This is a genomic window from Caldisalinibacter kiritimatiensis, from assembly GCF_000387765.1.
GTDB classification, from domain to species: domain Bacteria; phylum Bacillota; class Clostridia; order Tissierellales; family Caldisalinibacteraceae; genus Caldisalinibacter; species Caldisalinibacter kiritimatiensis.
Genome location: NZ_ARZA01000070.1, coordinates 48273 through 61936 on the forward strand (window position 1 = coordinate 48273; position 13664 = coordinate 61936).

The window sequence follows — 13664 nt, forward strand, 5'->3', positions numbered from 1 at the left end:
TTTCATGTTACCTTTTTGCTACTAGTGTAAATTTATATTTATCGCTATTGAAATAAAGCTCTGTATACTCAAATACAGTATCATTTTCAAGGGTTGACCATAGCTTCATTTTCAAAATAGGTATATCCTTGTTTAATTGTAATAGCTTTTTCGTTTCTTTGTCGGGTAAAAGGGGAATTATTTCTTGGTAGCTCTCTTTAATATTTAGTTTCTTCTTTTTCTCTATATATTCATATTTTGATGAAAGCATTGTTTCGTATGATAAATCTGGAAAGAGTTTAACAGGAAGATAGGTCTTTTCTAGAACAACAGGAATATTATCTACATATCTTAATCTGCCAACAAAAAATGTCATCTCTCCAGTTTGAAGTTTTAATATTTGTCTTATTTTATCACTAGGTTCCTCCATTTTAAACTCTAATACCTTATTAACTGGTTCTTTATTTAATCTTCTCATTTCTTCAGTAAATCCTTGTACAGTATATATATTGTGTTCAATTTTGGCTTCCTTAACGTAAGTACCACTTCCTTGCACCTTATAAAGCAGTCCCTCATTAACTAAGGTATCAATAGCCTGTCTTACAGTAACTCTGCTCACTCCATACTCTTTGGATAATTTTATCTCTGAAGGAATAGCTTCTCCATAAGAATAATCACCATGATTAATATGTTCTCTAATCTTGTTTGCAATTTGTCTATATAAAGGGGATGATTTGTATCCCATAAAAATTACCTCCTAAATATAAGTTTCTATTATTAAGAATAAAACATCCATCCATATTTTTCAAGTTTATATTTTTTTGATTTTCCTATTGACAACGTTTCTAAAATGTATTAAATTTGTATTGTGATTGTTAATACAATTTTAATACAAATGTTTGTTCAAGGGGGCTTTAAAATGAAAAAACAAAGACTTGTAATTGTTGGTGCAGGAAGTACATATACAATTGGTATGATAATGAGTTTAATTGCAGAAAAAGAAAACTTCCCTTTAAAAAGTATAACTTTTTATGATATTGACAAAGAAAGACAAGAAAGAGTGGCTAAGGCGACAGAAGTTATACTTAAAGAAAAATATCCTGAGTTAGAAGAATTCAAATACACTACCGATAAAAAGGAAGCCTTTGAAAACGTTGACTTTGCATTCATTCAAATTAGAACAGGCGGACTTTCAATGAGGGAAAAAGATGAAAAAATACCTCTAAGTTATGGCGTTGTAGGTCAAGAAACTTGTGGACCAGGTGGAATGGCCTATGGAATGAGATCTATTCCAGATATGATAGAACTTATTAAAGATATTAGAAAATATTCAAAAGATGCATGGATACTAAATTATACTAATCCTGCTGCAATTGTAGCAGAAGCTTTAAGAAGAGTATTTCCTAATGATAAGAAGATATTAAATATATGCGATATGCCAGCTGCTATAATGGTAAGCTATGCAAAAATTTTAGGAAAAGAAATTTGGGATTTAGTACCAGAGTATTTCGGTTTAAACCACTTTGGATGGTTTACTAAAATATATGATAAAGAGGGAAATGACTTAACTGATAAGCTAAAAAATCATATTTTAAACAAAGGTTTTGTTCCTGAAGATGCAGAAATTGCAAACGATAAGTCTTGGATTAAAACCTTTAAACAAGTTGAGACTATGATAAAAGATTTCCCTGAATATTTACCTAATACTTATTTACAATATTATCTATATCCACAAAAAATGGTAGAAAAAGAAGACCCTAACTACACAAGGGCAAATCAAGTAATGGATGGAAGAGAAAAGAGAGTAATAAACTTATGTAATACTATAATAAAAGACCAAAGCATAGAAAATGTTCACCTAGAAGCTGACATTCACGGCAGATATATGGTTAGAGTTGCAGCTTCACTTGCATACCATAACTGCGATATATTTATCGTTATAGTTGAAAACAATGGTATTATTTCTAATTTACCTGACGATGCAATGGTTGAGGTTCCAGCAATGATAACTTCACATGGCCCAAAGCCTTTTGCAGTAGGTAAAATCCCTACTTTCTATAAAGGACTAATTGAAGGCCAATTGGCATATGAAAAGCTTGTAGTAGATGCTTTCTTTGCTAATGACTATGATAAAATGTTACAGGCCTTAACTTTAAATAGAACAGTAGTAAACGCACCTGTTGCTAGAAAAATTCTTGACGACCTAATTGAAGCTAACAAAGATTATTGGCCAGAATTAAAGTAGTTATTGACCTTATTGGTTCTTTTGAACCAATAAGGTTTATATTAAAACACTGGTGAAATCGATTTCAAATATGATAGGAGGAATTAAACATGAAGGATAAAATTCAAAGATTTGGTGGAGCAATGTTTTTCCCAGCATTACTTTTACCGTTTGCTGGTATGTTGTTAGGTCTTACTGTTGTATTACTTAATCAATCACTATTCCCGTTTGCAGTTGAAGGAGCAGCTTATACTAAAATTGTTAATATCTTTTTGCAAACATCTCTTGTTATATTTAAAAATCTACCAACTATCTTCGTATTAGGAATACCTATTACTCTTGCTAAAAAAGAGTCCGGTAGAGCTTGTTTAGCTAGTTTTATTACATATTATACCTTTAATTATTTTATAGGTGGTGTTTTAGAGCATTTCGGAAGCTATTTCGGTGTAGAAGCATATGAAGCTGGTGCTCTTGGTCTTACTGAAATCGGAGGAGTTTTAACCCTTGATACAAACCTTATAGGTTCAATTTTATGTGCCTCTTTAGCTGTATGGATTCATAACAAATATTACGACAAAGAAGTTCCTAATATGCTTCAAATATTTAGAGGAACTCCATTGGTTATTATAATATTATTCCCTATAACAATTATAGCTGCTATTATAACAGTTTTTGTTTGGCCTACTATTCAAAATGGAATATATAGTATGCAAGCTTTTATGGTGAATTCAGGTGTTTTAGGTGTATGGTCCTTTACATTTTTAGAAAGATTACTTATTCCTACTGGATTACATCACTTTATATATGGACCTGTATTCTATGGACCTGTTGCTATAGACGGTGGAACTATAAATTACTGGATACAACACTTACCTGAGTTTGTATCGTCAACTGAAAAACTATCTACATTATTCCCTCAAGGTGGATTAATGTTAACAGGTATGGGAAAAGTTTTTGGAACTACAGGTGCTGGAATAGCAATTTACCTAACCGCTAAACCAGAAAATAAGAAAAAGGTACTAGGATTATTAATTCCTGCTGTTTTAACTGCTATTTTAACTGGTATTACAGAACCAATTGAATTTACATTCTTATTTGTTGCACCATTATTATTTGCACTACACGCTGTATTATCAGCTACTATGGCTTCTATAGCCTTTGCATTTGGACTTTCAGGTAACTTCCAAACTGGTCTTATAGATTTTATTTTCCAAAATTGGTTACCATTAGGTGCTAATCATTTTGGAACATACTTAATGCAAGTTATCTTAGGTTTATTATTTACTGGAATTTACGTAGTATTATTTAGGGCATTAATTTTAAAATTCAACTATGCAACTCCTGGTAGAGGAAAAAATGAAATAAAACTTACTACTAAGAAAGATTATAAAGAAAGCAAAGGCTCTATAGATAAGGAATTAGCAAAACAATACCTAGCTGCTTTAGGCGGAAGCTCAAATATCGATAGTATAACTAACTGTGCCACTAGATTAAGAGTTAAAGTAAAAGATACTTCTGTTGTTGCTAGTAATAACGAATTTCAGGAAATAGGTGCTTCAGGAGTAGTAAGAGCAGGTAATAATCTACAGGTTATAATTGGACTACGTGTTCCTCAAGTTAGAGGAGAAATTGAAAGCCTATTAAATAGTGAGAAGCAGTCTGTTAACTAGAAAGAAGAACACTCTATCCATTAGGATAGAGTGTTCTTCTTCTTGCAAAATCTACAAATTTAAACCTATCTGGTCTATGTCTTGACTCTCCATACTGAAAAAGACTAGCATCATCTAAATAAGTATAGTTTTTAACTACTACAACCATATTATAATTTTCTAAATCCAAATACTTCTTATCTTCCTTCGTAGCCTGTTGTACTGTAATTTCTTTTCTAGCAAAGCTTATCTTAAGCCCTAGTTCATTTTCAATATAATTGAATATAGAATCCTCACAAATCTCTTTAGTTAATGAAGGGATATATTTTTTATTGAAATAATCCTTATCTAAAATTATTCTTTTATCTCCTATTTCCCTAGTTCTTACAACCTTCCAAATCTGATTATTTTCAGATATCTTCAGTTGTTTCATTAAATATTCATCAGGTTTAATTAACTCTAATACTTCTAATATGGTATTAGTTTTCATTCCAATTTTTTTTGACAATTCCTTAAAGCTTATTAGTCCAGATACAGGGAAATCAAATTTGTTAACATCTAATACATAAGAGCCTTTACCTCTTATCTTTTGAATATAACCATACTGCTCTAATAAATTTAATGCCTTTCTTACTGTATCCCTTGATACTCCATACTCTTTCATCAACTCATTTTCAGAAGAAAGTTTCATATTAGGCTTAAATTCACCATTCTCTATTTTATTTGCAATTTCACTATAAATATTTAAATACTTTTTAGCCATATTTTATCACCTAAGTTATTCTAACAACTATAATCTTATTTTTCAAGGTAATACACAATAGACTCGTATGGTCTTAATTTAATCTCTTTAAATTCCTCTGGCGAATCGTTATAATTTGAAATTAATATCTTACTTTGGTATCCTTCAACGTTTATATCTTCAGGTAATTTGAAAGTAGTTTCCTTTTCATAGAAGTTATTGATAACTAATAATTTTTCATTATTATATTCCCTTACATATGCAAATATATCATCATGGTCTTTAAGTATCATTTTGAAATCTCCATAAGCTATAACGTCATATTCTTTTCTAAGCTCAATTAGCTTTTTATAGTGATAAAAAACTGAATCCTTATCCTGTAGTGCTTTCTCTACATTAATATCTTCATAGTTTTTACCTACTGATAACCATGGTGTTCCTTCTGTAAAACCAGCATTTTCACTACTATCCCACTGCATTGGAGTACGTGAATTATCACGGGACTTTGCCTGTAATATTTCCATTATTTCTTTTTCATCTCTACCTTGTTCTTTTAATATATTGTAATAGTTAATTGACTCAACATCTTTATATAAGTCTATTGTATCAAAATATGGATTAGTCATACCAATTTCTTCACCTTGATAAATATAAGGTGTTCCCCTTAACATGTGAATTGTAGTTCCTAGCAATTTGGCTGACTCATTATGATATTTCTTATCATCACCAAAGCGTGATACTATACGTGGTTGGTCGTGATTACACCAGAACACTGCACTCCAGCCGTTTCCTTCTTGCATTCCAACTTGCCAATCATTAAATATCTCTTTTAATTTCTTAAAATCAAAATCCATTAATGTCCACTTGTCACCATTTTTATAATCAACTTTTAAGTGATGGAAGTTAAATACCATTGATAACTCTTTTTCATCTGGATTTGAATATTTAATACAGTTTTCTATATTCGTAGATGACATTTCGCCAACTGTAATTATATCGTCATGTTTACCAAAGGTTTCTCTATTTAATTCCTTCAAATACTTATGAATGCGAGGTCCATCTGTATAAAAACGACGTCCATCCCCTTTATAGTCATCTTCAAATTCATCAGGCTTTGAAATTAAGTTTATAACGTCAAGTCTAAATCCTTTTACTCCTTTTTCAATCCAGAAGTTTGCAATCTTATAGATTTCTTTTCTAACCTCTTCATTTTCCCAATTTAAGTCTGCTTGAGTTACATCAAATAAATGTAAATAGTACTGATTAAATTCTTCTACATATTCCCACGCTGAACCTCCAAATTTAGATGCCCAGTTAGTTGGCTCTTTTCCATCCTTAGGATTCTTAAAAATATAGAAGCTCTTATATTTTTCGTCTCCATTTAAAGCTTTCTTAAACCACTCATGTTCTGTAGATGTATGGTTAAATACCATATCTAACATTATACCAATACCACGTTTATCAGCTTCTGATGTTAATTCTTCAAAGTCTTCCATAGTACCAAAACGTGGGTCAATATTATAATAATCAGCAACATCATAGCCATTGTCATTTTGAGGTGAAACATAAAAAGGTGTTAACCATATATAGTCTACACCTAAAGTCTTTAAATAATCTAATTTTTCAGTTACTCCCTTTAAATCACCAAATCCATCATTATTTGAATCATTAAACGACTTAGGATATATCTGATAAACTACACTTTTTTTGAAATCCTTCATATAAACCTACTCCTTTTTTTCTTTTTATATAAGCAGAAAAGGGGGGAGACAAACTGCTCCCACCTTATATATTCAAACTTTGTCTATTACTTTTATTTCTTAGCTGCAATTTTTCTCTTAGAGAATACAATTGTTAATACAAATGGTACAACTATTGCTACTATCATTGCTAAAGCAAATATAGCAATGAATTGTGGTTTAATAGATAATATACCTGGTAGCCCTCCAACTCCTATTGAGTTAGCCATAACATTTGAACCTACAGATATTACAGCTGCAATTGCTGAACCAATCATAGCAGCTAAGAATGGATATACATATTTTAAGTTAATACCGAACATTGCTGGCTCAGTTACTCCAAGATAACAAGATATTGCTGCTGGAATAGAAACTTGTTTTTCTTCTTCGTCTTTTCTGTTTATATATATCATTGCTAAAACTGCTGAACCTTGGGCAATGTTAGATAACGCAATCATTGGCCAAAGGTTAGTTCCACCTAACTCACTCATTAACTGTAAATCTATAGCATTTGTCATGTGATGTAATCCAGTAATTACTAATGGTGCATAAGTAAATCCAAATACTGCTGCAAATAACCATCCTAGTCCTGAAGTTAAACCTGCATATACTACATTTGAAATTGCAGCTCCTATTTTCCATCCTATTGGTCCTAGTACTACGTGTGCTAATAATACTGTTGGTACTAATGCAAAGAATGGAACAACAATCATTGAAATATAGCTTGGTGAAATTTTACGTACCCAAATTTCTAAGTTAGCTAAAACGAATCCTGCTAATATAGCTGGAATAACTTGTGCTTGATATCCTATCATCTTAACTTGAGCAAATCCAAAATCCCAAACTGGTATTTCTTCAGCACCTGCTACCGCATAAGCATTTAATAGCTGTGGAGATACTAAAGTAATACCTAATATAATTCCTAGTATTTGAGTAGTACCCATCTTCTTAGATATAGACCATGTAATTCCTACCGGTAGGAAGAAGAATATAGCCTCACCAATTAACCATAAGAAATGATGAACTCCAGCCCAAAATTGTGAAACTTCTGTTAAAGTTTTAGTACCATCTTCTAATAACTTGATATCCCCAATTACGTTACGGAAACCTAGGATTAAACCTCCTACAACGATAGCTGGAATTAATGGTGTAAAGATTTCACCTAAGTGAGAAATTAATCTTTGTAATAAATTCATATTTTGTCTTCCAGCTTTTTTAGCTTCGTCTTTACTTACACCATCTACACCTGCTACTGCTACAAAGTCATTGTAAAAAGTTGATACTTCATTTCCTATAATTACTTGAAACTGTCCTGCTTGTGTAAAAGTACCCTTTACTGTTTTTATTCCTTCTATCTTTTTAACGTCAGCCTTCTTAGTGTCATTTAATACAAATCTCATACGAGTTGCACAATGTGAAACTGCAGCAATGTTTTCTTTTCCACCAATGTATTCTAATAACTGCTTAGCTTCACTAGAAAATTTACCCATGTTTACTACCTCCTTTTTACTGTATGTGTTTTTACATTTCCTCGAAAACATTTTCATTTATCCGTAACTTGTACGTACAAGTATTGTTTGCAAAAATAATTATAGCTTGTCCGTACAAGTTAGTCAATACGTTTTCCTGTTTAATTTTTGTAACAATTTATATTTTTTTGTCGACTTATCAGTTAATAGTTAGTAGCCTTTCAGTCAGTTCTCAGCTCCTAGCTCTTAGGTTTTGGTAAATACTCTTAGGTCTGTAACATTTCTTCATTTCACTTCTACCAAGGTATTTAACTTAATTATACTATACAGTAAATATACTTTCTTATAAAATAAAAAATAAGCCCAGATATTCCTATCAATAAAGAATATCTGGGCCTAGCTCTTTCCTATCTTCTCAATTAATATGCAAAGTTTCCATTTTTAAATACAGGTACTTCCTGTCCATCTGCTGTTATACCTATTATTTCTAAGTCTTCAGTACCTATCATGAAATCCACATGTGTAAGTGAATCATTTACTCCTACTTTTTCTAATTCTTCTTTAGTCATATTTTCACTATTCTGTACACATACTGGGTATGCTTTACCTATTGCAAAATGACAAGAAGCATTTTCATCAAAAAGAGTATTGTAGAATAATATATTAGTATTTGAAATAGGAGAATCATGAGGAACTAAAGCCACTTCACCAAGATATTTAGAGCCTTCATCAGTCTCAATAAGTTTCTTTAAAGTGTCATAGCCCTTTTCAGCAGAAAAATCAACAATCTCTCCATCTTTAAATGTAAGCGAGAAGTTATCAATTAAATTACCGTTATAGTTTAAAGGCTTTGAACTAAATACTGTACCGTTTACACCTGTTTTCTTAGGTAAAGTAAATACCTCTTCCGTAGGCATATTAGCCATAAATTCTACTCCTTCAGGGGTAAACTCAGAACCTCCAACCCACAGGTGTTTTTCTGGAAGCTCAACTTTTAAATCTGTTCCTAATGAATTTTTATAGTGAAGGTATTTAAATTTATTAGAATTTAGGAAATCTAAGCTCTTCTTAAGATTTTCTTTATGCTCCTCCCAAGCTGCAACAGGGTCTTCTTTATCTACTCTTACTGCCTTAAATATTGCATCCCATAATTTTTGTACTGCTTCTTCTTCTGATACCTCTGGGAATACTTTTTTAGCCCAAGCCTTTGTAGGTACTGATGCTACACACCATACGTTTTTATTGCTCATAAGACTTTCTCTATATTCTTTTAATGCAACACTACTTACTTTTTGAACTTTCGCTATTCTTTCAGGGTCTACATCCTTCATAAGCTCTGGGTCAGAAGCAGCAATACTTATAAAAGCAGCTCCTTCCTTCATATAATGCATATAAAATTCTTTTTTCCATTCAGGGAATTCCTCAAAAACTTCTTCCGGAGCCTGTATGTACCTAATTTTAGATAATAATTCATCTGACCAATCTACTACTACATCCTTTGCTCCTTCCTCATATGCTACCTTAGCTTTAGTTCTTGTAAAATCAGCACAAGTTATAGGTGACCTTACTACTAAAATTTGTCCCTTTTGAATGTTAACTCCAGTTTTTACTATGAGTCTAGCATATTTTTCTAACAAAGCTTTATCCATAAAAAAAACCCCTTTCTATAAAAATTAAACTTAAATACTTATTTTCCAATAATATTGTATCATATTATTATTAATTTTCACGTTATCGATTGAAATTTTTCTGAAAATTTTAATAGTTCTTTAGATTATATATTAGTTGCCCATGATTTTTCACTGTTTAAAAGCTCATCAACTATTTTATTTAAGATATCCTTTCTAAAGGCTTTCACAATCAAATCACTTTGTTTAAAAATACTAGGTATTTCTCTATAGTTACTAGTGTTGGTATCAATAAATTTTTCTAAAATATTATCTTTAAACTCCTCAAGAGTATACACTTTAAATCTTTCTATATCATATCTTTCAGCAGCTATTTCATAAAGTGACACGATAATATCTTCATAACTACTGTTTTTATCTATATCTAATAATTCTATAAGTCTTGGTATAATATGCTCAAACAACTTCCTCCTATACGGTATCTTTTCATGTATCCCTAATATTTCTCCTATTTTATTAACTGTAGCTTCACTTAAATTTAGTAGATGCTCTTTAAAATAATCTTTTTCTTGTTCTAAGTTTATATAATATTTTATTCCTTTAAGACCCTGTAATACCTTTAATGTATCAAAATAACCTAGCTTTATATTTCTTCTAGCTCTGTTACCAGAAAAATCTAATACCCTGCCTAAATCTTCTATTGGCTTTATATTAATAATATTTAATCCATCTTCATTTACCTTTGGAATTCTGCCCATACTATTTAACCTTACCATAATTAAATCTTTATATCCTTTAGATATTAATAAATTAGCAGGAAGATTATTATAAAAACCACCATCTAAAAAGAATTTACCATCTAACTTTTCTCGTTTAAACACTGGTAAACTTGAACTTGCTATCAAATAATTAATCAATTTCCCCTTTGGAATATCTTCAATATATAATTCCATTGGCTTCATATCTGTAAGAGATATTGTAACTATTCCAAAATCTTTATTGGATTGCCTAATTATATCCTCATTTATGTTTACCTTTAAAAGCTCTTTTAGTGGACTTATATCTATACCTTTATCACCAATAAAAACTTTAAGATGCTTGAGTAAATAACGTATATCTTCGGATTTTATATCTAAATTTTTAAACTTATCTACTAACTCATCATCTATTTTTATTACTTTAGAGGGAGTAATTTCACTCCATAGCTCATATGCTTTATCAAAGTCATCTTGAATTATCATGGCTCCATTTAATGCTCCTACAGACGTTCCAACTACTCCTTTTATCTCTATTCCTAACTCTCTTAATGCTTTCCATACCCCTATTTGATATGCTCCTTTTGCTCCTCCACCTTCTAAAACTAAACCATACATATTCATTCCTCCTAGGGCATAATCTTAACTACATCGTTCTTAGAGCCCTGTTTATATATTTGCTATTTGTTGATTAATTCCCTCTTTACATATTCCATTATATCTTCAAAGTTTAATAATTAAAACCTTATATTGGTAACAATAAAAAGTTTCTAAAAATAAAAAACATATGATATAATAAAAAAAAATATTCACTAATAATAGTTTCTTCTATTATTAATTTTGTCCTGAGAGGCAAAAATAAGAGGAGGTATAAAATGAAGGGTTATTTAGTATTAGAAGATGGTACTATTTTCAATGGTGAGCTTAATGGTCAAGCACAAAATGTTTTAGGGAAATTCCAGTTAAATAGTGATAGTATCACACTTCACTGTTCACTAACTAGTAATTCTAAATTAATAACATGTAATTCTGAACGAAATAATGAAGGGTTAACAATTTCTAATCAAGATTTTAAATTTCTAAAGAAAAAACTTCAAGATAACAATAAAATTCAAGGCAAGATTGTAACTGATTCACTACCTATTGAGTACCATGTTTATGATTTGAAAACTTATATACCTGTGTAACAAAAGCAGCCAAGTAATGGCTGCTTTTCTGTTACTTTAAAAATAAGTATATCATATGTATAATAAAAAAACTTGAGAAACATCAAAGTCCCTCAAGTTTTAAATCGTTACCTACTCCACATCACAATATTTCCCCATAAACAATATTGTCCCTGTTTTATCATCTGCAATTATAAACATAAATGGTCTATTGGCAATGAAATTTATTGGCTCTGGCATAGCACATTCTTTGATTTCCACTACTGTTACTCCTGCTGCCTCACTTCCCTCTTCATTAACCTCAATCACTGCTTTATGAAGCACTCTGTTAATAAAAATACCTTCACGTATCCCTGAAAAATCTGCGTTCATACTAAAGGCTTCTCCCATTCCTAATGCAGTTAAGCTATCATTTAAATTTTTGATACCATATTCCATTTTAAATTTAGGTATTTGTAATATTACATCCTTTGTTTCTGTAACATTTTCTCTTATTTCATTCCATTTATCTAAATTCATGTTTTCAATAAACTGATTTATTGAAATATCCTCCTTTGGAAGTATACAATACATTGCTATATCCCCATTACCATAAGGAAGTCTTACAGCTTTATAATCATCTCCTTGGGCATACTCCACATCGCCATCTTTTAACATCATCATTATATTCTTTGTGTTGCCCTTTGGTAGCATAATTTATCCACTTGTTAATCTTATTTACTGACTCATCTTTAGAAAAATTCAGTTCTGTAACTTAGGCATCGAATACATTCCTGTTAATATCTTAAGAATCCTCTTTAATTGATTTTCTTGCTACTTCATATGTCATAGAAAGAACTGTTGATGTGCTAAGTAGAGAAATAAAAAAGCCAATTCAGTATTCTTACCTCATTTTATGATGTTATATATAGTCAAAGTAAAAGAAGCTTAAAAATAAGTCAAGGGATAATCCCTTGACTTATTTTTACTCATACTGTTCAGGATAAAAATCTGGGAATGAAGCATAATCAAATTCCTTACAAATATCTCTAGGTGTAAATTCTTCACAAAGAGGTGGGTCAACACAAAATCCAAAGCTTGGTATTAAAAGCTGAACCTTACCAACAACTTTTATAATTATAAAAACTCCAGCTGCAAAAGTTAATATATCATTCTGAACCTGTTCTTCTAAAACTTTTGAAGCTGTTTCAACAACAATTCTAAAATCAAATTCATCTCGTGAGTCTGGTATAAACAGTACAATATCTTTACTTATATCAGGTAATACTCCTTCAATCTTTTCCCCATTTGTTAATATCACCTCATAAGGAATTGTTAATACAAACTGTACTCTCTTAAAATTAGGCTTATTGAGTATATCAGTAATAACTAAAGTATTTTCTACAATAACCCCCTGTTTAAATTTGATATCTTGCAATTGGTTATTTCCTAGATTAACCTCTACATCTGTAAAACATTCTCTTTGCTGACAATGTGCATATACTTTATCTGTTATTATGCACTCTGATTTAAAAGGCTCTATAGGAGATAATACATTAATAGTAGCACCTGATTCTATTCCAGTTTCTACAAATTGATTGGTTACAGGGTCAAAGCCTACTGCAAAAGTTCTATTTAATGGTTGCTGGTCACAAGGTGCTGTAAATGCACCAACTACCTTGAATATACCTGTTACTGTTTCTCCAAGAGCTAAATCTCCTATATCCCATGTTATTTGATCAGAACTAAAGCTTACACTTCCTTTTGATAGTGATACTTCAACTATTTCTGTAATAATGTTAAGTAGAATAAGGTCTGTTGCAATTACATCCTGTATTATACCTGTTCCAGCGTTTGAAATCTCAACAGTAAATTCCCATGTACTGAACTCATTAACAGGAATGGTTGTAGGTCCATCAATTAAAGTTTTATTGTTGGTCAATATAGGCTCTGCAAATTCCTGTTGTACAGTAATCCCTTGTCCTGTAGCTGGTCCATCAGTTAAAGGTCCTCCTTTACTATTGCCTTGAACATTTGCTTCATCTAAAACCTTATTACCTATGGTACTAAAAGAACCTGTTATTTCTGCTTGAAGAACTGCAACATTACTTACCCCTTGAGCTAAATCTCCTATATCCCATGTAATAGTATTTGCAGTTATTGATACACTTCCTTGACATATATCTAATACTGTAATACTGTCAATGTTGTCTAATAATATTGTATCTGTCATAATTGTGTTGTTAATTGGACTTCCCCCATCATTTTCTATCCTTATTAGCTCGTTGCAGAACTCTACAACTCGCATAAATACTGCATTTTATTTATTTAAAT

The 13664-nt window shown here is 31.0% G+C and carries 11 protein-coding genes; 3 read left to right on the plus strand and 8 right to left on the minus strand.

Annotated elements, in window-relative coordinates; all coding sequences use genetic code 11:
* Positions 1–7: 7 nt before the first annotated feature.
* Positions 8–724 (minus strand): GntR family transcriptional regulator, encoded by a 717-nt coding sequence (locus L21TH_RS03685; protein ID WP_006309230.1) that lies wholly within the window; start codon positions 722–724, stop codon positions 8–10.
* 174 nt (positions 725–898) lie between these two features.
* Between L21TH_RS03685 and L21TH_RS03690 the strand changes: the two genes are divergently transcribed.
* The gene (locus L21TH_RS03690; protein WP_006309231.1) at positions 899–2224 is read left to right on the plus strand and encodes a 6-phospho-alpha-glucosidase; all 1326 of its coding nucleotides are present in this window, start codon (positions 899–901) and stop codon (positions 2222–2224) included.
* Between the two features lie 89 nt (positions 2225–2313).
* Positions 2314–3873 carry an alpha-glucoside-specific PTS transporter subunit IIBC gene (locus tag L21TH_RS03695; RefSeq protein ID WP_006309232.1) on the plus strand — a complete coding sequence of 520 codons (1560 nt, stop codon included), beginning with the start codon at positions 2314–2316 and terminating at the stop codon, positions 3871–3873.
* 13 nt (positions 3874–3886) lie between these two features.
* Here L21TH_RS03695 and treR read toward each other — a convergent pair whose 3' ends face one another.
* The 5 genes from treR to L21TH_RS03720 form a co-directional block, all read right to left on the minus strand.
* Entirely contained in the window at positions 3887–4615 is a 729-nt protein-coding gene (gene treR / locus L21TH_RS03700; protein WP_006309233.1) for a trehalose operon repressor, read from the minus strand.
* Positions 4616–4650: 35 nt separating this feature from the next.
* A complete protein-coding gene (gene treC, locus L21TH_RS03705) occupies positions 4651–6315 on the minus strand; it encodes an alpha,alpha-phosphotrehalase (protein WP_006309234.1) in 1665 nt (554 codons plus the stop codon).
* 92 nt (positions 6316–6407) lie between these two features.
* Positions 6408–7823: a PTS system trehalose-specific EIIBC component gene (treP, locus tag L21TH_RS03710; protein WP_006309235.1), complete on the minus strand. Its 1416-nt coding sequence runs from the start codon at positions 7821–7823 to the stop codon at positions 6408–6410.
* Positions 7824–8221: 398 nt separating this feature from the next.
* The gene (locus tag L21TH_RS03715) at positions 8222–9451 is read right to left on the minus strand and encodes an aminopeptidase (protein ID WP_006309236.1); all 1230 of its coding nucleotides are present in this window, start codon (positions 9449–9451) and stop codon (positions 8222–8224) included.
* 125 nt (positions 9452–9576) lie between these two features.
* Entirely contained in the window at positions 9577–10803 is a 1227-nt protein-coding gene (locus tag L21TH_RS03720) for a patatin-like phospholipase family protein (protein ID WP_006309248.1), read from the minus strand.
* A gap of 257 nt (positions 10804–11060) precedes the next feature.
* Here L21TH_RS03720 and L21TH_RS03725 point away from each other — a divergent pair, with 257 nt between their 5' ends.
* Entirely contained in the window at positions 11061–11372 is a 312-nt protein-coding gene (locus L21TH_RS03725; protein ID WP_034429222.1) for a hypothetical protein, read from the plus strand.
* 111 nt (positions 11373–11483) lie between these two features.
* On the opposite strand, the gene L21TH_RS03730 is transcribed toward L21TH_RS03725, so the two are convergent.
* Entirely contained in the window at positions 11484–12044 is a 561-nt protein-coding gene (locus L21TH_RS03730) for a serpin family protein (RefSeq protein ID WP_006309262.1), read from the minus strand.
* A 271-nt stretch (positions 12045–12315) separates the two neighbouring features.
* Complete coding sequence (locus L21TH_RS14900; RefSeq protein WP_006309263.1) at positions 12316–13638, minus strand: COG1361 family protein; 1323 nt, start codon at positions 13636–13638, stop codon at positions 12316–12318.
* Positions 13639–13664: the final 26 nt, after the last annotated feature.